We start from the raw sequence: 24,147 nt of genomic DNA on the forward strand, positions 1-24,147 counted from the left end.
CATGCATAAAAGTATTCGTCAATCGATGGCATGGTTACATTCTTGGACAGGGTTATTGCTCGGATGGGTCATATTCGCAATATTCCTAATGGGAACAGCATCGTATTATCGCCACGAAATTAACTTATGGATGCAACCCCAACTGGCAAAATATGAAATTCAACAACAAATCGCCATTCTATCGGCGACAAACTATTTGCAAAATCATGCACCCGACGCAAAATCATGGTTTATAGGTATTGCCTCAGCCGAATCACCTGTCAATAATATTTATTGGCAAAAAGCAGATGGCGGCTATGAAAGTAAAACTCTAGATGCAACTACAGGAAAAGAATTGAGCCTTTCAGCTACTGAAGGTGGCGACTTTTTCTATCACTTCCATTACCAACTTTTTGGTCTACCAGTTGATATCGGACGAGTTGCCGTTTCTATCGCTGCTTTTATTATGCTGATTGCCCTAATTTCAGGCATTATTACCCATAAAAAGATTTTCACTGATTTCTTTACTCTTCGAACCTTTAAATCACAGCGTTCTTGGCTTGATTTTCATAATGTATCCTCTGTGATTGCACTGCCTTTTTTCTTGATGATTACCTTTACGGGTTTAGCAATTTTCTTTTATTTGTATCTTCCGTGGGGTATGAAAGCGCTTTATCCTGAAAATCCATATCAGTATTTTACTGAAATCCGAACCAATGTCGTAACGCAAAACACATCAATAACACCTCAGGCTAATTTGCAAATGTCAGAATTACTGCAAAAAGTGGAACAGCATTGGGGCAAACAAGAATTGCGTTCCATTTCGGTACAAAATCCAAATACAAATCAAGCTTTATACACGTTTACACAGCTACAAGATCATAGTATTACGGGCAATCAACCCCAAATTACTTTACGTGGGCACGATGCATTGATGACAGCCGCAACACGGAATGATAGTGCTGTTGCCACCTTAAGCTTTGGTGTGTATGGCTTACATATGGCGACCTTTGCTCAACCCTTGTTACGTCTGGCCTTATTTTTTTCAGGGCTGTTAGGTTGTTGCATGATTGCATCGGGACTATTGTTATGGAGTCTAAAACGACAACTCCAAAATAAAACACAGCAGTTTCACTGGGGTCATTATCTTGTCGACCGACTGAATGTAGCGACTTTTGTGGGTTTACCCTTCGCAATGATGGGTTATTTCTATACCAATCGTTTGGTCTTTATCACCGCTGATATGCCCAATTATGAAATTTACAATTTCTTTATATTCTGGGGCTTAAGTTTGGTCGCAGCATTTTTCACGCCAAAACAATGGCTGTGGCGGTCTCAATTGATCTGCTTAATTATCTTGGCTGCATGTCTACCTGTTTTTGATTTATTTTACTTAATTCAGCACCAGTATATTGATAGTCTTAAGAGCTACTGGGCTTTTTTCCGTGTAGATCTATTTTTTATTTTACTCGCTATTTTAAGCTATTTTATTTTTAAGAATATTCATCCGATTCAAACAACAGCTAAACAAAAAATCATCAAGAAACTCACTTCAACACCAGAGGTAAAAACGTCATGATGATTATGTTTAGCTTTGCTTTTATCTTTCTAGGTTTGTGGGTTTTGCACTTGCTTAGTAGCAAGCAGATTATGAAAACCAAGCAATCCTCGCTACATGTTTTGACGCAATATCCATTCATTAGTCGCTGTTTAGCTTATCTTCTATTCTTTAGTGCTGCTGCCATTTTAATTGATCATTATGGAATCTCAATTGGATTTGTCAGTTGGTGGATTTTTGCCAGCCCAGTATCCCTTCTTTTAATTATGTGTATCAATGACTTAAAAAAGAGTTCGGTAAAGAAAAGAAGCTAAAATTTACATCATTTCATATAACGCTAAAGATTGCTTTAGCGTTTTTTTGCATAAGCAAATCATTTATCAAGACAAACACTTATCTCAAAAAGTCATAACATATGCATGGTTTATCATATTTGGCTTCTATACATGTTTGGTTCTCTTGAATATATTCTTGCAGGCGTTTTGGTTGGGTTTTGTGTGGGTATTACGGGTGTAGGCGGTGGTTCTCTCATGACCCCTATTCTGATTAGCCTGTTTAAAATTGAGCCTCACATCGCAATTGGAACCGATCTATTGTATGCATCGATTTCTAAGTTTTGCGGTTCGATGGTCCATGCCAAAAAAATGAATATTGTCTGGCCCATCGTCCTTTGGCTCGCAATAGGAAGTATTCCAGCCTCTTTTGCCACACATTGGGTGCTTGATAATTATTTAAGTCAGTCCACACACTATAAAGCTGTTCTGACAATGGTCTTAGGCTTTATGCTGACCTTAACTGGTGTATCTATTATTTTCCGTGGGCATATTGAACGCTTTTTCAATAAATTCCGCAAAGATGAACAATTAGATATGACCGAAGACTTGGAAAAAGTAAACTTCCGAGCAAAAGATAAACGTGCTTATATCATTATCATGGGTGTGGTGCTTGGTGTATTTGTTACTTTATCCTCTGTAGGTGCAGGCGCGTTTGGTATCATGGCATTGGTCATCATGTTCCCTAATTTACCTATGATTCGCATCATTGGTTCTGATGTAGTACATGCTGTTCTACTCACGCTCGTGGCTGGTCTTGGTCACATGAGCTCAGGTAATGTCGATTTCCAACTTTTAGGTTGGTTATTGGTCGGCTCAATTCCTGCCATCATTATCGGGACATTGATTAGTTCTCGATTACCCGAAAAAATTATTCGTAAAATCTTGGGGATCACACTTTTTGCCCTAGGTGTGAATTTTATGATTCATCCTGTAAAAGCGAAACCTGTTCAAAAACCGACCACTGCAATGGTTTATACTGTAGAAAAATCACACAGCGTTTAAACTATCTATTGGGATAATCTGTTTTTTTCACGGTTTTATTAGTCTTTTGTATAGCAAAAGGCTAATTAAATCGTGCTATATTCAATCAACTAAAAAACTCTTGTATGATCGATCTAGTGACAGCAATGAATACACAACAGCCAACCCCTATTACTCAATCAGACATTGACGACTTAAATGTGAAAAGCATTCAGCCTTTAGTAACTCCAGCAGAACTAAAAAAAGAATTGCCATTAACTGGAAATGCATATCAAACCGTACTTAAAGGTCGTGAAACGATTCGCAATATTTTAGATGGTAAAGATAAGCGTCTTTTTGTCGTAATTGGTCCTTGTTCTATTCACGATACAGTTGCTGCTCATGATTATGCAGATCGCCTAAAAGTACTCAGCGAAAAAGTTAAAGATACACTTTATATCGTAATGCGTGTGTATTTCGAAAAACCGCGTACTACAGTAGGTTGGAAAGGTTTAATTAACGACCCAGATATGAACGACTCGTTCAATATTGAAAAAGGTCTACGTATCGGTCGTCAATTGCTGTTGGAATTGAATGAAAAAGGTTTACCTTGTGCCACTGAAGCGCTTGACCCGAACTCACCACAATATTATCAAGATTTAATTTCTTGGTCTGCGATTGGCGCACGTACAACTGAAAGCCAAACTCACCGTGAAATGTCTTCAGGTTTATCTTCCCCTGTTGGTTTCAAAAATGGCACGGATGGCGGCTTAACTGTTGCAACTAATGCGATGCAATCGGTTAAACACGGGCATAGTTTCTTAGGTTTGAATGAACTTGGTCAAGTTTCTGTGATTCGCACCAGCGGCAACCCATATGCACATGTGGTTTTACGTGGCGGTAATGGTAAACCTAACTATGATGCAGGCTCAGTGGCAGAAGCTGAAAATGCATTAGCAAAAGCCAAAGTCAGTACCAAAATCATGATTGATACAAGTCATGCCAACTCTAATAAAGACCCATTCTTGCAACCTCTTGTTCTAAAAAATATTACTGAACAAATTTTAGATGGAAACAAATCGATTGTCGGTATTATGGTTGAAAGCCATTTAAAAGGCGGTCGTCAAGATATTCCTGACAACCTATGTGATTTAGAATATGGTAAGTCAGTTACAGATGGCTGTATTGACTGGGATACAACAGAGAAAGTATTGCTAGAAATGCACAACGCTTTGAAAGATGTATTACCAAATCGCTAAGCATCCAAGCGCCATCCCCTAGGATGGCGTTTTGTTTAATGCCAATGAAAAGTTACCGTTATGAATCAACTTGAAAACGCCTTAAGCCACATTGACCATTTCCAGTTCGTGCATGAACATTTATTCAGTTCTGGGCAACCGACAATTGAACAGTTAAAACACATCAAAGAATATGGTGTAACAACTGTAATCAATCTGGCACTAAACGATGCTGAAAACCATCTTCAGAATGAAGACCGTATTTGCTTAGAACTAGGGTTGAATTATGTTCATATTCCTATTCTTTGGGACACACCTTCAGATGAACAATGTCTCTTAGTTTTAGACATGTTGCATCATTTGGTTCAAGAGCAGATGGTTTGGGTTCATTGTGCTCATAACCTTCGTGTCAGTAGCCTAATCTATCTTTATCGCCAGTATTATATGGACATAGATATCGCCAGCGCTCAAGATTTGCTACATGCCGTTTGGGAACCAAATGAGACGTGGACAGGACTAATTCATGCTGTAGCCTTACAACTTCAAGGTCGTAAAGCTACCAAAGAGTTACAACAGTCACTGATGAGTGTAAATCATTTTGCTTGATGGCTAATCAAAACTGTAGCGGTTGCCAAAATACCTTCCTGACGACCCGTAAAACCTAGTTTTTCTGTGGTTGTTGCTTTAATACTAATTTGAGTAACATCCACATTCAGCACATCCGCAATTGATTGTCGCATCTCTAAATTATACTTTGCTAATTTTGGACGCTCACAGGCTACTGTCATATCAGCATTATTCAATACATAACCACGATCTAAAATTAATTGGTACACATGTTTTAATAGCACTCGACTGTCTGCGCCTTTAAATTCAGGATCTGTATCTGGAAAATGCTGACCAATATCGCCCAGTGCAAGTGCGCCCAATAATGCATCACATAACGCATGTAGTACTACATCACCATCGGAATGAGCTTTTAAACCGTGTGTATGCGGAATTTTAACGCCAGCCAAAGTAACAAATTCGCCTTCTTCAAAAGCGTGTACATCCATTCCCTGACCAATTCGAATATGTGCGACCATTAAGTTACGCTCCCTCAGAAATAAATGCTTGAAATCTTGTATTCAGTGTTTCGACTTCGCTATAGTTACACTAGCACAGTGTTGTGAAAGTATAAGCCATCATGTTGTTGAATACAGACATTAAATTCCTTAAAACTATAGCATTTTTCATTGGTATCGGTTGCATGTACACTAACCTGAGTTACGCTCAAGAAATTGATTGTAGTAAAACTGACACCGCTGCAATTAAAACAATGTGTTCTAGTAGTTTCGAACAGCAACGGCAAAAACTCAAAAATCAATATCTGACCGCATTTTTAATCAGTGATGCACCATTACGATTATTAGATGATACCCATAGTGTATGGCTGAAACGCACACAACAATGTAAGTCTGAATCTTGTTTTAAACAACAATTTGAGCTTCGTACCGATGATTTAAATTTTTATACTTCGTTGAATCAGAGTTTGACCCAACATTATTTAAAATTTGAAAATGGTAAACTTGCGCAACAACCGATTCATCTACAAGTTCATCAGCTTGGTAAAGACAGTATTAAAATTGAAGGGGTTGCCTACCGTAACCCAAACAACAAGAAAGAAACTCAAACGATTCCTTTCTTGGCTTATACGACCCCAGAGAAAAAACAAAATATTGTCGACAATGAACATGACTGTAAATATCAATTTGATTATTACAAAGCAATTTTAACTGTCAAAACCCAACAAAAAGGTTGTGAGCGATTTACTGGTGTTTATCGCCTATATGATTAATCTATACAACTTCACGGAATAAAAAAAGGCACAGAAAATTCTGTGCCTTTTTTTGCTGATATTAAGCTGGATAAGCTGAAGCAATCTCCTGACTAATCATCACTGCGGTAGCAGCAGACAAGGTCCAACCTAAATGCCCATGTCCTGTATTATAAAATACTCGCTCACGTCGACCGCGACACACAATTGGCATCATATTCGGCATCATGGGGCGTAAACCCGCCCAAGGTACGACACTCTGCGTGGAGATATCGAAGTTTTTATTCGCCCAATCCACCAAAGGCTGAATTCGATCGGAACGAATATCACGGTTATACCCATTAAACTCTGCGGTACCTGCAATTCTTAAGCGGCTAGCTCCTAAACGTGATGTAACAATCTTGGCACTTTCATCGAGCAAGCTCACCCATGGCGCATGTTGTACGCTTTGCTCATCATTTAGGTTAATGGTTATTGAATAGCCTTTTACAGGATAAACATTCACTTTATCACCCAGTAAATGTGCCAATTGATAGCTACCTACACCACCACAAACCACCACAGCATCGGCGTCAAAATATTCTGATGTCTGTTCTACTGAATGCATATTTTCAGTACTGGCTTTACAGACCACTGTTACCCCTTTTTCATGGTGCTGTACATCTGTCACTTCTAAGCCAAAACGATATTTTACTCCATATTTTTCTGTCGCTTTGGCTAGTCCATTGGTAAATTTATGGATATCTCCCGTTGCATCACCAGGACAATAAAAACCACCATAGTAGTCACCCGTCAAACTTGGCTCAATCTGTTTAATTTCTTCAGGTGTGACTGCATGGCGCTCTAAACCACCTGTACAAAGTAATTCATTTACTCGTGTTGCCACTTCATAATCAGCCTGATTATGATAAAAATGTAAAATGCCTCGTTTTTCCAAATCAAACTGAATTTGTTCCTGTTCAGCAATATCAAATAAACGTTTCCGTGCGATCAGTGCTAATTTCACCGTATCACGGGTATTTTCTTTATAGTATTTAATATTGCCCAAAAATTCGACTAACCATGCATATTTATGCACATCAAAAGATGGGTTTAACAACAACGGAGCATCTTTGCGAGACATCCATTTAATGCCCTTCAATACAGTCGATTTTTGATTCCAAACTTCTGCATTGCATGCCGAAAGCTGACCACCATTGGCAAATGAAGTTTCCATTGCAGGATAAAGATGTTTATCGATGACGGTTACGTCGTAGCCCAGTTGTGACAATTCGTAGGCTGAAGTTACCCCAGTAATTCCAGAGCCAATAACAATAATATGTGGCATAAAGCACTCCTTGGAAATGCATGCATTCCTTGTGTTGTGCCCCATCTGTCATTGGTACCTGAGAGCTTCGATCATATTGAACATATAACCATCCCCTTCGGTGAGTGCCTTTGTTATGTTTATGCACTTCTCTCCAGATTTTGAAATTATTACAGTCCTTCTGCCTGAGAGTTTCCGGGGTCGTTGCTCCTTCGGCGAGCACATACTGTGCTTCTCTCCTGCAATAATTGCTTATTATAATATGAGCAATATATATACCATTTACGAGTGCAAAATACACAAATTAAATGCTTTATTATACCAAATTAGCATAGTCTAGATTATTTACCTTTAAATTCATGTGTTTATAAGATTATTATTTTTGAGAATTTTGATGTAGTAAATGAAAAAATAATGTTTCAAAGTATAAAAAAAGCCCCGATTGGGGCTAATGCTTTTTAACGGTGCGTATGCACTGACATAACTATTCCCATGCCAGCCAACAGTGCAATTACCGCTGTACCTCCATAACTCATTAAAGGCAAGGGATCCCCTGTTACAGGTAAAATACCACTGATCATGCCAGAGTTTAAAAAAACAAAGAAAAAGAAGGTCAGACCAATTGCACTCGCCAACAAACGACCATAGTTATGGAAGGAGTTTAGACCAATCATCATACAGCGGAAAATAATGGCTGCATAAAGCGCAAATAGGAACATCACACCTAAAAATCCGAACTCTTCTGAATAGGTCGATAAAATAAAGTCGGTATGATGTTCAGGTAAATAACCCAAATGAGATTGAGTACCTTCCAAATACCCCTTACCCATTAATCCACCAGAACCAATCGCAATTTTCGACTGAATAATATTCCAGCCCGCACCTAGCGCATCAGATTCTGGATCAAATAACGTTAATACTCGCTTCTTTTGGTAAGCCTGTAAAACATACATCCATAACACGGGTGCAGCAATAGCCAACGCCGTTAAAGCCCCTAGAATGAGTCTCCAAGACATACCACTTAAAAACAGTACAAAAATCCCTGGAATAATCAAACCAATGGATAAATCGGGCTGCAAAGCCACCAATACAAATGGCACAAACATGATGACCAGTGCCCCCAAAATATGAATCAATTTGGGTGGAAATGGCTTTCTCGCAAAATACCATGCCATCATTAACGGCATGGCAAACTTCATAAACTCACTGGGTTGCATACTACCGATACCTGGTACAGTCAACCAACGCTTAGCACCTAAACGAGTATCACCTATCACAAGTACCAAAACCAACAACACAATTGAAATCAGATAGAAATATGGACTGGTCGCCTGATAAACCTTCGGTGGAATTTGTGCACAAAGAAATAACAGAATAAAACCCACACCAAAACTGGTGGCCTGACGCAGTACCATTCCCATATCTTCAGCAGTGGCACTATAAACCGCCATTAAACCAATAATAGAATTTACAACCAACAATCCCAACAACCAAGGATCAAGATGTAAACGGTGCCATTTGGAGGAATCGTCTTTAATACTTCGACCATCACGTAAGGATTGGCGTAAGAAACGATACTGTTGAGAAGGTATCATCTGATGAGGCAATACAGCTAAAAGTGAGCAGAGTATAAATTTAAACTGCGATAGAGTGAATGCTTAATTCCACGTTCAGGAAAATTATTTCGTAAACATTCACTGCAAGCGCAGAAGTTTTTTAAATTAACTTTGCGATTGGATAATCAAACGCGCCAACTGCAAATCATCTGGATAGGTAATTTTGATATTATCCGAGCGCCCATGAACCACTTGCACAGGATGTCCTGCATATTCAAGCGCACTTGCTTCATCTGTAATCACTTGCTGATCTTGTAAAGCCAGTTCAATTGCTTGTTTTAATACACCCAGTTTAGCCATTTGCGGAGTTTGAGCTTGCCATAATAAATCACGACTCACTGTCCGGCTGATGATCGCTTCAGTTTCAACCCGCTTTAAAGTATCGCGGACTGGAATAGCAAGAATAGCAGCTTGATCTGTTTCAATCGCTTTATGAACCAATGTATTTAACACAGGCAAAGTGACACAAGGACGCGCTGCATCATGCACCAATACCCAATCATCTTTATCCGCAATTTGCGTGAGATAAGTTAATGCATTTAATACAGAGTCAACTCGCTCGTTACCGCCAATACAAAAATGTGATTTCTCAGGAGCAGCTAAAGCCAAGGTTGAAATTATATTGTCATCTTGTGCAACAACAAGTACATAACCTGCTAGTGCTAAACCGTTTAATCTCTCCACTGTATGCTCTAATACAGTTTTGTGATCAAGCAATTGATATTGTTTTAATTCCGACTGAGAAAAACGACGTCCAGAACCTGCTGCAGGAATCACCACCCAAAGCTTATTGCTCATTAACTGGCTCTGGTGGGATGGCATTGTCATCTTCATTGGTGCGCAAATCTGCTTTAGCATTAGGATCAATATAAATAGGTTTATATTGTGTACTGATGGTACTCATTTGAACAAACGTTTCACGCGGTTTAACCAAACCTAAATCTAAACGAGCATGTTCTTCTATGGCTTCAACACCATTTTTTAAATCATAAACTTCAGCTGCAAGAACGCGATTACGCTCTTTAAGCTCATCATTAATTTCTGTTTGTTGTTGGATTTTTTGAGTCAGTTGCTGATGATCATGATAACCACCTTCACCAAACCAAAATAAGTACTGAAACCCTGCGATCAGTACGATCGCAAGGCCCAATAGTAATTTACTCGCAACGGAGTCAAATACATTTAACATAAATAGCATTCAATCGCTTAGTTCAAACCTTTGAACTCAGCTTTACCGCGATAGATTGCATTAGTCAACTCTTCAATACGAAGCAATTGGTTATATTTTGCAACACGGTCAGAACGGCAAAGTGAACCTGTCTTGATTTGACCAGCCGCTGTACCTACTGCAAGATCCGCAATTGTAGAATCTTCAGTTTCACCAGAACGGTGAGAGATTACAGTTGAGTAGCCATTTGCTTTCGCAAGGTAAATTGCATCAAGAGTTTCAGTCAATGTACCGATTTGGTTGTACTTGATCAGAATAGAGTTACCTACTTTCTGGTCAATACCACGTTGTAAAATCTTAGGATTCGTTACGAATAAATCGTCACCCACCAATTGGATTTTATCACCAAGGATAGACGTTAAGTAAGACCAACCTTCCCAGTCAGACTCATCCAAACCATCTTCAATTGAGATAATTGGATATTGGTTTACAAGACCTGCTAAATAGTCAGAGAATTGGTTGCTTGTGAATGCTTTATTGCCTTCACCTGCAAGGATATATTGACCATTTTTGTAGAATTCTGAAGATGCACAGTCAAGCGCAAGCATAATATCAGAACCAGCTTTGTAACCAGTTTGACCAATAGCTTCAAGAATTACGGTAATTGCTTCTTCGTTTGAACGCAAGTTCGGTGCAAAACCACCTTCATCACCAACAGCAGTGTTTAAACCTTTTTTGTTTAAAACTGATTTTAGAGAATGGAAGATTTCAGCGCCCGCACGTAATGCTTCAGCGAATGAAGTGAAGCCAACTGGCTCAATCATGAACTCTTGAATATCAACGTTATTGTCTGCATGTGAACCACCATTGATGATGTTCATCATTGGTACAGGCATGCTCAAAGTCGTTTGACCACGTAAGTCTGCGATGTATTGGAAAAGAGGAATTTTCTTTTCAGTCGCAGCAGCACGTGCAGCAGCTAAAGAAACAGCTAGAGTTGCGTTAGCACCTAGTTTTTCTTTATTTTCAGTGCCATCAAGCGCAATCATCGTGTTATCGATGTCTTTTTGCTCAAATACTGATTTACCCACTAAAGCATCACGGATTAAAGTGTTTACGTTGTTAACCGCATTTTTAACACCTTTACCCAAATAGCGTGCTTTGTCGCCATCACGAAGTTCTAAAGCTTCACGAGAACCAGTTGAAGCACCAGAAGGTGCACATGCACGACCTACAACACCAGATTCTAGGATAACGTCTGCTTCGATGGTTGGGTTACCACGAGAGTCCAAAATTTCACGTGCACGAATGTCAACGATTTGGCTCATGAATAATTCCTCAGTTGATTAATAACGAGATGCCTTAGAAAGCATCAATGAGTATCTAATTTTGCGAAACCTTTTACCAAGGTATCTAATTCTTTTAGCTGTGCTAAGAACGGCTCAAGTTGGGCCATACGTAATGCACATGGGCCATCACATTTGGCTTTTTCAGGATCTGGATGTGCTTCCAAGAACAAACCAGCCAGGCCTGTTGCCATACCTGCACGAGCAAGTGTTGTGATTTGCGCACGGCGACCGCCCGCTGAATCTGCACGACCACCAGGCGTTTGCAATGCATGCGTCACATCAAAGAATACAGGTACATTCATTTCTTTCATGATGTCGAAGCCCAACATGTCTACAACAAGGTTGTTATAGCCAAATGCAGAACCGCGCTCACATAGAATAAGCTTGTCATTTCCAGCTTCTAGACACTTATGCAAAATATGACGCATTTCGTGTGGAGCAAGGAATTGTGCTTTTTTAATGTTAATGATGGCATCGGTTTTTGCCATTGCTTCAACCAAGTCAGTTTGACGACTTAAGAAAGCAGGCAACTGAATGATATCTGCAACTTCAGCCACTGGCGCAGCTTGATACGGCTCATGCACATCGGTGATGATTGGCACATTAAAGTGCTTTTTAATGTCTGCCAACCATTCAATTCCTTTTTCCAAACCAGGACCACGGAATGAATTTAAGCTCGAACGATTCGCTTTATCGAAACTTGCCTTAAACACATACGGAATGTCTAAGCGCTTGCAAATATCAACATAAGTTTCTGCAATTTCAAAAGCTAAATCTTTTGACTCTAATACGTTCATGCCGCCGAATAGTACAAATGGCAAGTGGTTTGCCATTTGTATATCGCCTAAACGTACAATTTCTTGTGGTTTTAATTGTGACATTTAAACTTTCCTAGTTTAGTCCTAGACCTACCTTATTCTTAAGCTTTTTGATGTTTTGCTTTCGCTGCACCAATAAAACCTGCAAATAATGGATGACCATCACGTGGAGAACTTGTAAATTCTGGGTGGAATTGTACAGCAATAAACCAAGGATGTTGAGGAATTTCAACTGTTTCTACTAAGTGCTGTACAGGTGAATAGCCAGAAATTTTCATCCCCGCTTCTTCAAGTACTGGAATGAAACGATTGTTCATTTCATAACGGTGACGGTGACGCTCTACAATCTCAGCTTTGCCATACACTTCACGTGTTTTTGTGCCTTCAACCAGTTCTGATTTTTGTGCACCTAAACGCATTGTGCCGCCAAGGTCAGACTCTAGGCTACGCTGTTGGACTTCACCACGCTCATCTAACCATTCAGTAATCAAACCAATCAATGGTGATTTAGTTGAACGATTGAACTCTGTAGAAGTCGCATCTGCAATACCTGCAACGTTACGAGCAAACTCAATTACAGCCAACTGCATACCTAAACAAATACCAAGGAATGGCACATTGTTTTCACGCGCATACTGAATTGCTTTCATTTTGCCTTCAGTACCACGTTCACCAAAACCACCTGGCACAAGAATCGCATCAGCATCTTTCAATGCAGTTGCTACGTCTTGACTTTCAAGGTCTTCAGCATTCACATAATCGATTTGAACTTTAACGCGATTTTGAATACCAGCGTGTAATAAAGCTTCGTTTACAGATTTATACGCATCTGGAAGTTCAACATATTTACCCACCATTGCAACACGAACTGTGTATTCAGGGTTTAACAATGCTTCTACTACATTGTCCCAATCTGAAAGATCGGCTTCTGGTAAATTATTAAAACCAAAACGTTCACAAATTAAATCATCAACATCTTGCTCATAGAATGTGCGAGGAATTTGATAAATCGTTTTCGCATCTTTACACACCACAACCGCACGCGCTTCTACGTTGGTGAATAATGCAATTTTGCGTGTCGTATCCGCATCTACATCGTATTCAGTACGGCAGATTAAGATATCTGGTTGAATACCAATAGATAACAGCTCTTTTACAGAGTGTTGAGTCGGTTTGGTTTTTAACTCAGCCGCAGATTTGATATATGGCAACAACGTTAAATGCATCAGCATTGTGCGTTTGTGGCCTAATTCAACCATTAACTGACGTACAGATTCCATGAATGGGAGAGATTCAATGTCACCTACAGTTCCACCGATTTCTACGATGGCAACGTCATAACCTTCGCCAGCGCGAAGAACACGTTCTTTAATATTGTCTGTAATGTGTGGAATTACTTGAACAGTACCACCTAAGTAATCACCACGACGCTCTTTATTGAGTACGTCTTGATAAACACGACCAGAAGTAAAGTTATTGAGTTTGGTCATTTTCGCACGACGTAAGAAACGTTCGTAATAACCCAAATCCAAGTCAGTCTCAGCACCATCCTCTGTGACAAAAACTTCACCATGCTGGAATGGGCTCATCGTCCCTGGATCGACATTAATGTATGGATCCATTTTGACCATGGTGACTTTTAAACCACGGGCTTCTAAAAGTGCAGCAACTGAAGCAGCTGAAATACCTTTACCTAGTGATGAAACTACACCACCAGTAACGAAAATAAAATGGGTCATTAAGTTTCTCGTACAATGGAGCCTAAATCGGCCTACAATGTTGTGCGATTTTACTTTACTCTGCACCTAGAAAGCAAAGTCAATTAGCAGCAATTCATAGATCAATAAACAATTGGCTATTCTATCAGCATTTCCGATAAAAATTTAGTGGGGAATCTCAGGATTTTTCATCTGTAATTTTGCTGCTATACTACGCGCACTCTATTTATGCTTTATTTTGTGCAATTATGAATAAGAAATTTTTAATTTGTGGTGCCCTTGCAATGGGTTTATTACTTACAGCCTGTGTGAAAAAAGAAGAGCCTAAGGATGAGCAAACTGAAACAGCTCAAGCTGCATCTGAACCAACTGAACAAGCGCAGTTCCAACCTTTAGAAGCATCTAAACCTGAAGCTGAAGTTGTAATCCCGACCCAAGTTGAAGTTGTGCGTGAGCAAACTCCAAATACTACGACTGAAATTCGTCGTGAAGAAGCACCTAAACCAGCTACTCCTCAAGTAGTTGAAGCACCTAAAGCTGAAGAGAAACCAGCTCAAGCTGTACAACAGCCGAAACCAAATACTGCTGCTCAGTCAGAAGATGATGCTGTCGCTGCTGCAATTGCTGCTGCAACTCCTGCATTAGACAATAAATAATTTAAAATTTATTAAAAAAACCAGTTCAAATGAACTGGTTTTTTTAATGCTCAATAAAAAGCCATCAGGACTTTAATCTGCATGCAATTTTAAATAATCTGCCATTAATTTTGCAGCCCATGATCGGGTTTGCGTAATCCCTTCATAAAAACCACAGTGACTGCCCTTTTTTGTCGTCACAACAATAACATTTTCCATTCTTTCAATCACTGATTTATAAGGATAAAAGTTTTTGATATGGCAAACTGGGTCATCCTCAGAATTTAAAACCATCAAAGGTATTTTAATATTTTCAAATACATGAATAGGATTAATGGCTTGGGTATAACTGGCATAGTCTGGATAACCAGCCAATTCAAAATAACTTTTCTCAAATTCGGCCAGTGTTTTGACCGCCAATACCTTCGACAATGAAGTCACAGGTTCCCAAGTTGTTAAATAAGGCTGGATAAAAGTCTTGAATAACTTTTTAGTCATGACCTTACTATAAAAAGGATGAATGTTTACAAAGCCAAGTTCAGTGTTATAGCCAGGACATAATGCGAAAGCGGCTTTAAAAGGAGTATCAAGCCTTTGTTCACCTAAATAACGAACCAATAATCCTGTACCCGCAGATGAACCTACGGCATATAAAGGTGAATCTGGAAATTGTTGCTGAATATAGGCGACTTGCTCCCGTAAATCGGAAGTAAAACCAAACAAACTCATTTTCGGTACAGGTAAAGGTAAATCTGCATGCCCACGGCGTAAACACAAAGCAATGCGCCAGCCCGTATATTGATGCAGATCTCGAACCAACTCTCTCATACTGGCTAAATTGCCCGTAATCGTATGCAAAATGATGATCGTCGGGGTTTCTGGAGGTAAAGCTAGACCATACCACGCCACCGCAGTCACACCACCATCTTGCATGGTCAACTGATCAATTCGATCATATTCAAGTTGAATGGTTCGCTTCTTAATCACATCAAAATATAATAAATGTGCATGTGAGTTTGATAACCACGGGGTTGGGCGATATTTCTGTTGAAGCTGAGGTAACTTTTCTAGCACCTTTTTACTTTGCCCTTGTGGGCTATAGTACAGTTTTGGTTGTTCAGCACCGATAACCGAATCAATCCATTCCGAACCTAGAACTTTAATTTTATTTAAAGTAGATATTCTCATATCGATTTACCATTATTGATGATGAGTAAAAGATTGCTGTACTAATGTGGCGATCTGCTGACCCCAAATGGCATAAATTTCTTTACTTGGATGAAAACCATCGCTTGCCATCGGCAAATTCATTGTTTGAAAAGCATGCATATCAAAATGTAGAAACTTAAACCGATTGTTCTGCGCTAAATATTGCTGTAATTGTTGATTCATTGCAGTTGCATATTGTCCCAGTAACCATGCCAATGGATTCGGCAATGCAGGAAAATGCTGCATAGGCGGGACACCTGTAACAATAATCAATTTCGGCTGAAACCGATTCTGTATTTCCTCAAATAAATGCTGTTGTTGCTTCAACCAAGATTTGACTGAAGTCAATTTGGTGACATCATTCACACCGACCGATGTCACCACCACATCATACTGCTGGGGTGCTAAATGCTGCGTTGCCCGAATGACTTGATCCGTTGTATCGCCAGTCTTTGCATGTAGTTTCCAGAGAATCTGATATTCATCTTGTAATACTTGAAGAATCGCGCCAGACAAAGCCTCACTTTGTGATTCTACTCCAACTCCTGCTGCAGCCGAGTCTCCTAAAATTAATAAGGATAATGGCTGCCCTTGACCAATTATTCCCTCACGATCACCACTGGCTTCTAAAAGACGTGGTGTATTCTTGCGAACTTTTACTCCTTGGAACACCAACACAGGCAATAAAGCTAAAGTCGAAAGTTTTAACCACATCTGTTTCATCTCCGTAATTGCGTGAAGAAGTCTAAATTAAGCGGGCTGAAACTGCTTAATACGCTGTCCCATTTCAGCAGCCAATGCCTCCAAACCACTTTTTGGTCGGATCATCACTTCAAAATCAACAATTTGACCTTGTTCATTGAATTGAATCATATCGATCCCCTTCAACTTTTTGTCCCCGACATTTGCCGAAAACTCTAAAACAACAGATTGAGCATTTTCTGTCAGAAATTCACGATGATAGGTGAAGTTTTCGAACACCTGAATCACATTGCTCAGAATAAACTGCACCACGGCTTTACCTTCATAAGGATGAAAAGCAACAGGAGATCTGAAGACCACATTGTCTGCTAACAATTCATTTAAATAGTCCATGTCACGTGTTGCAACCATGTGGTGCCATTTATGTAATCCATCTTGGGTTTGTTTTAATTGCATTGTTGTTTTCTCTTTGATTAATGAAAAAGGGACCCATAGGTCCCTTTGGTTTTAAATGACTGCTGCAAGCTCAGCACCTTGACGAATTGCACGTTTCGCATCCAATTCACCTGCCTCTTTTGCACCACCAATTAAGTGTACGGCTTTACCATCAGCTTTTAATTGATCGAACATTGCAGTGAAAGGTTCTTGCCCTGCACAAATCACCACATTGTCTACATCTAGAATCATTGATTTATCATTCACAATGATGTGCAGACCTTGGTCATCAACTTTTTCATAGCTTGCGCCCGCAATCATCTGTACATCACGGTTTTTCAATCCTGTACGGTGAATCCAGCCTGTGGTTTTACCCAAACCTGCACCCACAGATGTCGGTTTACGCTGTAATAAGAAGATTTCACGCTCAGAAGCTTCTACTTGTGGTTGTTTTAGACCACCCACATCGTTGTAATGCGTATCAATACCCCATTCATCATAGAATTTCTGTGGATTTAAACTGCCACTTTCACCTTCGTGGCTCAAGTATTCAGCCGTATCAAAACCAATACCACCCGCACCAATCACCGCGACGCGTTGACCCACTGGCTTACGCTCTCTTAATACTTCGATGTAGCTCAACACTTTTGGATGATCGATCCCTTCAAAGCTCAACTCACGTGGCGTTACACCTGTAGCGACCACAATGTCATCAAAATTGGCTTGGCTGAGTTCTTCATAAGTCGCTTTATGGTTCAATTGCAGCTTAATCTTCGGTTGTAACAATTCAATTTTACGCTTGAAGTAGCGTAAGGTTTCATAAAATTCTTCTTTACCTGGTACAGTTTTCGCAATATTGAACTGACCACCAATTTGATTCGCCGCTTCAAAAATAGTGACATTATGACCACGTTCTGCTGCATAAGTTGCAAAACTTAGACCCGCAGGACCTGCACCAATCACCGCAATATTTTTTGCTTGACCAGCTTCTTTAAAGATTAACTCTGTTTCATAACATGCACGTGGATTCACTAAACATGTTGCAATTTTCATCGAGAAAATGTGATCTAAACAAGCTTGGTTACAACCAATACAGGTATTAATTTCATCACTACGCCCTTGTTCAGCTTTAAGTACAAACTCAGGGTCAGCCAACATTGGTCGAGCCATCGATACGATGTCAGCATCACCAGATGCCAAAACATACTCTGCCATTTCAGGTGTGTTAATACGGTTAGAAGTAACCAAAGGTATGTTTACGCTACCTTTTAATTTTTTAGTCACCCAAGTGAATGCCGCACGAGGCACTTTAGTCGCAATAGTCGGAATACGCGCTTCATGCCAGCCAATACCTGTATTGATAATGGTTGCCCCCGCTTTTTCAATTTCTTTAGCTAAGTGAATAACTTCCTCTAAGCTCGAACCACCTTCAACCAAATCCAACATAGATAAACGGTAAATAATAATGAAGTTTTCACCGACTGCTTCGCGGGTACGTCTTACAATTTCAATTGGGAAACGAATCCGTTTTTCATAACTACCGCCCCATTCATCATCACGATGGTTGGTTCTGGCAGCAATAAACTCATTGATTAAATAACCTTCTGAACCCATGATTTCTACACCATCATAACCAGCGTATTGCGAAAGCTTGGCACAGTTTACGAAATCATCAATCGTTTGCTGAACTTCAGCAGAACTTAATTCCTTAGGACGGCTTGGATTAATCGGTGCTTGAATTGCAGATGGTGCAACAATATCTTTTTGGTATGAATAACGACCAGTGTGCAGAATTTGCAGAGCAATTTTACCGCCCGCATCATGAACTGCCTGCGTAATGACTTTATGGTGTTCTGCTTCTTCACGAGTATCGAGCTTAGAACCACCTTTAAAAGTCAAACCATGATCATTGGGTGAAATACCGCCCGTCACAATCAATCCAACACCGCCTTTTGCCCGCTCTGCATAAAATGCTGCCATACGGTCATAACCACCTGGCGCTTCTTCAAGACCAACGTGCATAGAACCCATAAGTACACGGTTTTTAAGTGTAGTAAATCCTAAATCTAATGGGGCGAGTAAATGTGGATAATTGGACATGAGACCTCCATGGCTTGCAATGTGCTGGCTAAATTTTGCTTTTATGCAACTTGTTGCACTAATTTATAATCCAATTTTGAAATCTATGCAACATGTTGCATAATATCTGTACCTTATTTTTTTTGATGCTAACTTATGTCTTTAGCACATGTTCTGTTGACCAGTCTGATGGAAAAACCAAGTACAGGGATTGAACTGGCACGGCGTTTTGACCGTTCTATGGGTTTCTTTTGGAATGCGACGCATCAGCAAATTTACCGTGAACTCAGTGCCATGCAGCAAAAAGGCTGGATTTCAACCATTGAAGATGAAAGTTCCAATAGCCGAAAAAAAACCTATCAAGTGGAGCAAATGGGTCGAACTGAATTGGCTGACTGGATGGTCAAGCAAAGCCCGCCCGCTCAACTGCGTGAAGAACTGATGGTACGTTTAAGAGCAGAAGCACAAGTCGGTCAGGCTACTGTATTGCCTGAGTTAGAAAGACACTTGATGTTGCATCAAGAAAAATTGAAAATTTATCAACAAATTTTTGCCAAAGACTTCTCATCTACAGAAAATGAAAATCGCACTTTATATATTCATAAAATGATTTTACAGTTAGGCATTAACTTAGAAGTGGGCTGGATTGAATGGCTTGAAACCATGATTACAGGCCTGAAAAAATTTGAGCAATCTTAAGAAATAGAGAAATTACCATGCCTTACTATCAAATGCCCGATCAAGAACAATTGTACGTTCGTGAATTTGGTCAGGGCAAACCTGTTTTAGTCCTCTCAGGTTTAGGCATGCAAAGTTGGCAATGGCTACCTTTTTTAATTCAAAACAGTAACCAATTTAAATTCATTATTCCAGATTGGCGCGGATTTGGTCGTTCAAAACACTGCCGTATACCTGAAATAGATGCTATTTCTAGTCATTGGCGTGATTTAGAGGCATTAATCCAACAATTAAAGTATCCTGACTTCACTGTTATTGCGTTCTCAATGGGCGCAACAATAGCCATGCATGGCATGAAATATGGAAATTTTAAACAATCGATCAATTGTTATTTACATATTGATCAAGCACCCAAAATTACAGTAGATAGCCGTTGGCCGTATGGTTTACTCAGTCAACAACACTCAAATTTTAAAAAACTCTTAGCTGAAATTTCACTGTTTTTCTCGGCCTTACCTCCTATTAAAAGTCTAGAAGATCTTGACCCAGCTTCACGTCAAGAATTTATTAAAATATGGAGTAAATTCGTATCATTACAAAATGGTCATCGCTTAAGTCCCATCTTATGGAACACCGCCTTAAAATACGATAAATTACAAAAGCATCTCTTACCCTTACACCGTCTCGATTATTTAGCGTGGTATATCAATAACTATCTCTATCACAATGAAGATTACCGAGAATCTTTAACAGAATTGAGCTGTCCCACAACTTTTTTCATTGGGGAAAATTCGATACTTTATCCATCCCAAGGGCAAAAAATTATCGCGAATAGTGTTAAAAATGCCAAGCAAGTTATTTTTGAACGCTCAGGCCACGCTATTTTGATTAATGAACCTTTCAAATTTCAGCGAGAAATTTCCCGCTTTCTTTTGAATCAGTCCGAATAACAAAACTTTAGTTTAATTAAAGCACCGCTCGATCATATTTAATTGCTTCAAGATCATAAACTTGATAAATGCAATCAAATAGCGAGCGGATATCTTCACTTTCATCCATACTACGAATAGCGAGGAAGATTGGACTAACTGCGGCATCATCCAACAAAGGGATGTAGTTCAAGTGAGGAAACTGAATACTACAAGCACTTTCAGGCACAATGCAAATTCCTTCCCCTGCTGCCACTAAGCCCAGTGCCAATTGAATTTCACGGACTTCTCGCAAACTACGTGGCTCTAAACCGTACTCTGAAAATAGGCTACGGACTTGGGTCGAGAAATTAGGTTTAGGATGACTTGGATATAAGAACAAACTTTCTTCAACTAAATCTGCAAGATATACCCCTTGTTTTTGCGATGCTAAAGGATGACTGCTGTGAGCCGCAACCATCAAAGGTTCTTCACGCAATAACACACGACGAATTGCAGGATCCGAAATTCTTAACCGCCCAAAACCAACATCAATTCGCCCTTCTTTAAGCGCCTGAATTTGGTCTTTAGTGCTCATTTCGATCAGTTCAATTTTAAGCTGTGGTTGCTGCTGACGGAATAAATACACAATTCTTGGCAACAAACCATAGAGCAATGATCCAACAAATCCCATGGTTACGGTACGTTCGACCATACCTACACGCTTAGTCATCGACTTCACTTCTTCAGCATTAGACAAAAGTTTAACCGCATGCTGATAGAAGAATTGACCTGCTGGCGTGGTCTGTAAAGGCCGACTACCACGCTCAAACAACTGAATTCCCAACTCAGCTTCAAGGTTTTGAATCTGCCGACTTAGCGGAGGCTGGGCTATAAACAGTTTTTCTGCTGCTTTGGTAAAACTTTGTTCCTCTACAACCGCTACAAAATAGCGTAGGTGTCTAAGTTCCATAAGACTTCATACCTTTTAAATATAAAAAAATGCAAAAATGATCTTCGACAGGTTTAGTTCATTCTTTTAAGGTATATCACATGAATTAGACAAATCAAGATAGCGAAGCCGAAAGATGTATAAATCGATTGAAACGTTGCTTGTAGAAATACCGACGATCCGCCCACATAAAATGGCGGTTGCAACAATGCAAACTCAGACCTTGGTTCTGGTTAAAGTCACCACAGAAGATGGCTTTACTGGCTGGGGCGAAGCAACCACAATTGGTGGCTTAGGCTATGGCGAAGAAAGTCCAGAAAGCGTCAAAACCAATATCGAAACTTATTTTGCGCCATTACTCAAGTCATTATCTGGTTTGAATGTCGCACAAACCATACAAACAATCAAACGCAATATCAATGGCAACCGTTTTGCTAAAAATGCCATTCAAACCGCTCTATTTGACATTCAAGCACAACGCTTAGGTCTACCCATCAGTGAAGTACTTGGTGGTCGGTTAAGGCATAGTGTCCCAGTACTTTGGGTATTGGCTTCTGGCAATACAGAAAAAGATATTGCTGAAGCACAGCAGATGATTGCCAGCAAACGCCACAATACCTTCAAGTTAAAAATTGGTTCGCGTCGTGTGGAAGAAGATGTAGAGCATGTTTTAGCCATCAAGCAAGCTCTAGGCTCGGATGTTTCTATTCGCGTAGATGTAAATCGTGCTTGGTCAGAACTTGAAGCAGTTAAAGGCATTCAACAGTTACAAGATGGTGGTGTTGATTTAATTGAACAACCCTGTGCTATCGACAACATTGATGCTATGCAACGTCTTACCCGTCGCTTTGATATTGCCATCATGGCTGATGAATCGCTAATGGGTCCAGACAGTGCCTATCGCTTAGCAAAGCGTAATGGAGCTTCAGTCTTTGCAGTCAAAATCGCGCAATCAGGCGGCTTGGTTGAAGCCAGTGAAGTTGGAAAAATTGCCAAACTGGCAGGAATTGACCTTTACGGTGGCACCATGCTTGAAGGTCCAATTGGCACTATGGCATCGGCGCAAGTCTTTTCTACTTTTCACAATTTAGCGTATGGCACCGAACTGTTTGGTCCACTGTTGCTGACCGAAGAAATTTTAAAAACTCCGCTGCAATATCAAAACTTCGAGCTGATGTTACCGACCACAGCTGGACTGGGTATTGAAATTGATGAAGACAAAATTGACCGTATGCGTCGTCAGTAATTAAAGGAATTCTACATGCTTTACCACGTAAGAATGGATGTAAACCTACCGCAGGATATGCCAGCAGAACAGGCAAATGAAATTAAAGCGGTTGAAAAGGCATATTCACAAGAACTGCAACAGCAAGGCAAATGGCGCCACATTTGGCGTATTACAGGTCAATACTCCAACATCAGTATTTTTGATGTCGAGAGCAATGAAGAGTTGCATAACCTGTTGCAGGGTTTACCGCTTTATCCCTACATGAATATTGAAGTGATGCCACTGAATCGACATCCCTCTTCTATTCGTGAAGATGATCGTTAAGCAAAGGAATAATGGGAAGACAGCTTCCCAACGTGTAAAAAAAATCTGTATTCACAAGGAATGTGGCCCGCTAAGTGTTTTGATGAGATCAAACATGCGCCAGCCACTCAAACATACTTAAGGAGCGACAGTATGAACCGCCAACAAATTGATGCCCTCGTAAAAGAAATGAACGTCGACACTGCAACTGGTCCTGTCGATGCACGTGTACAACAAATTGTTGTGCGCTTAGTGGGCGATCTGTTCCAAGCCATTGAAGACCTCGACATCAGTCAAACTGAACTTTGGAAAGGTCTGGAATATTTTACCGATGCAGGTCAAGCCAATGAATTAGGTCTACTCGCAGCGGGGTTAGGCTTAGAACATTATTTAGACCTTCGTGCCGATGAAGCCGATGCTAAAGCAGGCATTACAGGTGGTACGCCACGTACCATTGAAGGTCCACTCTATGTTGCAGGTGCACCTGAATCGACAGGTTTTGCCCGCATGGATGATGGTTCTGAAACTGACAAAATTCCAACTTTGTTTATTGAAGGTACAGTAACTGATACTGATGGCAACATTATTGAAGGTGCCAAAGTTGAAGTTTGGCATGCCAACAGCTTAGGCAACTACTCATTCTTCGATAAATCACAATCTGACTTTAACTTACGTCGTAGTATTTTAACGGATGCTGATGGCAAATATGTGGCACAGACCACCATGCCTGTAGGCTACGGTTGCCCACCTGATGGTACGACTCAAGCGGTGTTAAATAAGCTAGGTCGTCATGGTAACCGCCCTTCACATGTACATTACTTTGTCTCTGCTCCTGGTTATCGCAAGCTCACTACTCAGTTCAACATTGAAGGTGACCAATACCTTTGGGATGACTTTGCCTTTGCAACCCGTGATGGTTTAGTCGCTACTGCTGTAGATGTGACCGATGAAGCTGAAATTGCTCGTCGCGGTTTAAATCAACCGTTCAAGCACATCACATTCAATATTGAGTTAGTAAAAGAACAGCAAGGCGCTCCTTCAACTGAAGTAGATCGTCGTCGCGCTAGCGCTTAACCCATATTTTAGGAACCGAAATGACATCTAAATCAACTGTCATTTCGGAGTGTTCCCCACATTTGGAACCTCGGAGAACGGAC

The 24,147-nt window shown here is 40.1% G+C and carries 25 protein-coding genes and 1 riboswitch; of the genes, 12 read left to right on the forward strand and 13 right to left on the reverse strand.

The window, feature by feature from the left end; all coding sequences use genetic code 11:
- Position 1 precedes the first annotated feature (1 nt).
- The 5 genes from MP622_RS06790 (at position 2) to MP622_RS06810 (ending at position 4,676) form a co-directional block, all read left to right on the forward strand.
- Positions 2 to 1,558 (forward strand): PepSY-associated TM helix domain-containing protein, encoded by a 1,557-nt coding sequence (locus MP622_RS06790; protein ID WP_243793180.1) that lies wholly within the window; start codon positions 2 to 4, stop codon positions 1,556 to 1,558.
- Positions 1,555 to 1,851, forward strand: a complete 297-nt coding sequence (locus MP622_RS06795; RefSeq protein WP_243793181.1) for a DUF1634 domain-containing protein — start codon at positions 1,555 to 1,557, stop codon at positions 1,849 to 1,851. Before MP622_RS06790 ends, MP622_RS06795 begins: the two co-directional genes overlap by 4 nt.
- 132 nt (positions 1,852 to 1,983) lie before the next feature.
- Entirely contained in the window at positions 1,984 to 2,874 is an 891-nt protein-coding gene (locus tag MP622_RS06800; protein ID WP_243793182.1) for a sulfite exporter TauE/SafE family protein, read from the forward strand.
- A 125-nt stretch (positions 2,875 to 2,999) separates the two neighbouring features.
- Positions 3,000 to 4,091, forward strand: coding sequence for a 3-deoxy-7-phosphoheptulonate synthase (locus MP622_RS06805; protein ID WP_042069147.1), 1,092 nt, complete (start codon positions 3,000 to 3,002; stop codon positions 4,089 to 4,091).
- Positions 4,092 to 4,151: 60 nt separating this feature from the next.
- Positions 4,152 to 4,676, forward strand: a complete 525-nt coding sequence (locus MP622_RS06810) for a protein tyrosine phosphatase family protein (protein ID WP_044738452.1) — start codon at positions 4,152 to 4,154, stop codon at positions 4,674 to 4,676.
- Here MP622_RS06810 and ispF read toward each other — a convergent pair.
- The gene (ispF, locus tag MP622_RS06815) at positions 4,664 to 5,155 is read right to left on the reverse strand and encodes a 2-C-methyl-D-erythritol 2,4-cyclodiphosphate synthase (RefSeq protein WP_016167772.1); all 492 of its coding nucleotides are present in this window, start codon (positions 5,153 to 5,155) and stop codon (positions 4,664 to 4,666) included. The two genes, MP622_RS06810 and ispF, sit on opposite strands and share 13 nt — an antisense overlap.
- Before the next feature lie 101 nt (positions 5,156 to 5,256).
- On the opposite strand from ispF, the gene MP622_RS06820 reads away from it, so the two are divergent.
- Positions 5,257 to 5,907 (forward strand): hypothetical protein, encoded by a 651-nt coding sequence (locus MP622_RS06820; protein ID WP_243793185.1) that lies wholly within the window; start codon positions 5,257 to 5,259, stop codon positions 5,905 to 5,907.
- Between the two features lie 61 nt (positions 5,908 to 5,968).
- Here MP622_RS06820 and MP622_RS06825 read toward each other — a convergent pair whose 3' ends face one another.
- From MP622_RS06825 to MP622_RS06855, 7 genes are all read right to left on the reverse strand, one after another.
- Positions 5,969 to 7,213 (reverse strand): D-amino acid dehydrogenase, encoded by a 1,245-nt coding sequence (locus MP622_RS06825; protein ID WP_243793186.1) that lies wholly within the window; start codon positions 7,211 to 7,213, stop codon positions 5,969 to 5,971.
- Positions 7,214 to 7,355: 142 nt separating this feature from the next.
- A riboswitch (glycine riboswitch) is annotated at positions 7,356 to 7,444 on the reverse strand.
- A 206-nt stretch (positions 7,445 to 7,650) separates the two neighbouring features.
- Complete coding sequence (gene rodA / locus MP622_RS06830) at positions 7,651 to 8,787, reverse strand: rod shape-determining protein RodA (protein ID WP_243793190.1); 1,137 nt, start codon at positions 8,785 to 8,787, stop codon at positions 7,651 to 7,653.
- 126 nt (positions 8,788 to 8,913) lie between these two features.
- Positions 8,914 to 9,606 carry a 2-C-methyl-D-erythritol 4-phosphate cytidylyltransferase gene (gene ispD / locus MP622_RS06835; RefSeq protein WP_243793192.1) on the reverse strand — a complete coding sequence of 231 codons (693 nt, stop codon included), beginning with the start codon at positions 9,604 to 9,606 and terminating at the stop codon, positions 8,914 to 8,916.
- Positions 9,596 to 9,997 (reverse strand): cell division protein FtsB, encoded by a 402-nt coding sequence (ftsB, locus tag MP622_RS06840; protein ID WP_026441130.1) that lies wholly within the window; start codon positions 9,995 to 9,997, stop codon positions 9,596 to 9,598. Before ftsB ends, ispD begins: the two co-directional genes overlap by 11 nt.
- A gap of 17 nt (positions 9,998 to 10,014) precedes the next feature.
- Positions 10,015 to 11,304, reverse strand: a complete 1,290-nt coding sequence (gene eno, locus MP622_RS06845) for a phosphopyruvate hydratase (RefSeq protein WP_016167766.1) — start codon at positions 11,302 to 11,304, stop codon at positions 10,015 to 10,017.
- Between the two features lie 44 nt (positions 11,305 to 11,348).
- Positions 11,349 to 12,206 carry a 3-deoxy-8-phosphooctulonate synthase gene (gene kdsA, locus MP622_RS06850; protein ID WP_016167765.1) on the reverse strand — a complete coding sequence of 286 codons (858 nt, stop codon included), beginning with the start codon at positions 12,204 to 12,206 and terminating at the stop codon, positions 11,349 to 11,351.
- A 38-nt stretch (positions 12,207 to 12,244) separates the two neighbouring features.
- Complete coding sequence (locus tag MP622_RS06855) at positions 12,245 to 13,882, reverse strand: CTP synthase (protein WP_016167764.1); 1,638 nt, start codon at positions 13,880 to 13,882, stop codon at positions 12,245 to 12,247.
- Between the two features lie 227 nt (positions 13,883 to 14,109).
- On the opposite strand from MP622_RS06855, the gene MP622_RS06860 reads away from it, so the two are divergent.
- The gene (locus MP622_RS06860) at positions 14,110 to 14,517 is read left to right on the forward strand and encodes an internalin (protein WP_243793193.1); all 408 of its coding nucleotides are present in this window, start codon (positions 14,110 to 14,112) and stop codon (positions 14,515 to 14,517) included.
- 72 nt (positions 14,518 to 14,589) lie between these two features.
- Here the strand turns inward: MP622_RS06860 and MP622_RS06865 are convergent, their stop codons facing one another.
- From MP622_RS06865 to MP622_RS06880, 4 genes are read right to left on the reverse strand one after another with little or no spacing between them, the layout of a single operon-like run.
- Positions 14,590 to 15,684 carry an alpha/beta fold hydrolase gene (locus MP622_RS06865; RefSeq protein WP_243793194.1) on the reverse strand — a complete coding sequence of 365 codons (1,095 nt, stop codon included), beginning with the start codon at positions 15,682 to 15,684 and terminating at the stop codon, positions 14,590 to 14,592.
- Between the two features lie 12 nt (positions 15,685 to 15,696).
- Complete coding sequence (locus MP622_RS06870) at positions 15,697 to 16,419, reverse strand: SGNH/GDSL hydrolase family protein (protein ID WP_243793195.1); 723 nt, start codon at positions 16,417 to 16,419, stop codon at positions 15,697 to 15,699.
- A 36-nt stretch (positions 16,420 to 16,455) separates the two neighbouring features.
- Positions 16,456 to 16,863: a nuclear transport factor 2 family protein gene (locus tag MP622_RS06875; RefSeq protein WP_243793196.1), complete on the reverse strand. Its 408-nt coding sequence runs from the start codon at positions 16,861 to 16,863 to the stop codon at positions 16,456 to 16,458.
- A gap of 51 nt (positions 16,864 to 16,914) precedes the next feature.
- Positions 16,915 to 18,942: an NADPH-dependent 2,4-dienoyl-CoA reductase gene (locus MP622_RS06880; RefSeq protein ID WP_243793197.1), complete on the reverse strand. Its 2,028-nt coding sequence runs from the start codon at positions 18,940 to 18,942 to the stop codon at positions 16,915 to 16,917.
- A 135-nt stretch (positions 18,943 to 19,077) separates the two neighbouring features.
- Between MP622_RS06880 and MP622_RS06885 the strand changes: the two genes are divergently transcribed.
- Together MP622_RS06885 and MP622_RS06890 are read left to right on the forward strand one after the other, a co-directional pair.
- Complete coding sequence (locus MP622_RS06885; protein WP_016167758.1) at positions 19,078 to 19,620, forward strand: PadR family transcriptional regulator; 543 nt, start codon at positions 19,078 to 19,080, stop codon at positions 19,618 to 19,620.
- 17 nt (positions 19,621 to 19,637) lie between these two features.
- On the forward strand, positions 19,638 to 20,549 hold the full coding sequence (locus MP622_RS06890; RefSeq protein WP_016167757.1) for an alpha/beta hydrolase: 912 nt from the start codon (positions 19,638 to 19,640) through the stop codon (positions 20,547 to 20,549).
- Between the two features lie 16 nt (positions 20,550 to 20,565).
- Here MP622_RS06890 and MP622_RS06895 read toward each other — a convergent pair whose 3' ends face one another.
- Positions 20,566 to 21,480, reverse strand: a complete 915-nt coding sequence (locus tag MP622_RS06895) for a LysR family transcriptional regulator (protein WP_016167756.1) — start codon at positions 21,478 to 21,480, stop codon at positions 20,566 to 20,568.
- 115 nt (positions 21,481 to 21,595) lie between these two features.
- On the opposite strand from MP622_RS06895, the gene MP622_RS06900 reads away from it, so the two are divergent.
- The 3 genes from MP622_RS06900 (at position 21,596) to catA (ending at position 24,064) form a co-directional block, all read left to right on the forward strand.
- Complete coding sequence (locus tag MP622_RS06900; protein WP_243793198.1) at positions 21,596 to 22,705, forward strand: muconate/chloromuconate family cycloisomerase; 1,110 nt, start codon at positions 21,596 to 21,598, stop codon at positions 22,703 to 22,705.
- A gap of 15 nt (positions 22,706 to 22,720) precedes the next feature.
- Positions 22,721 to 23,011, forward strand: a complete 291-nt coding sequence (gene catC / locus MP622_RS06905; RefSeq protein WP_044738437.1) for a muconolactone Delta-isomerase — start codon at positions 22,721 to 22,723, stop codon at positions 23,009 to 23,011.
- 132 nt (positions 23,012 to 23,143) lie between these two features.
- On the forward strand, positions 23,144 to 24,064 hold the full coding sequence (gene catA / locus MP622_RS06910; protein ID WP_016167753.1) for a catechol 1,2-dioxygenase: 921 nt from the start codon (positions 23,144 to 23,146) through the stop codon (positions 24,062 to 24,064).
- The last annotated feature ends 83 nt before the right edge of the window (positions 24,065 to 24,147 follow it).

The organism is Acinetobacter sp. PK01 (genome assembly GCF_022819285.1).
GTDB lineage: Bacteria > Pseudomonadota > Gammaproteobacteria > Pseudomonadales > Moraxellaceae > Acinetobacter > Acinetobacter tandoii.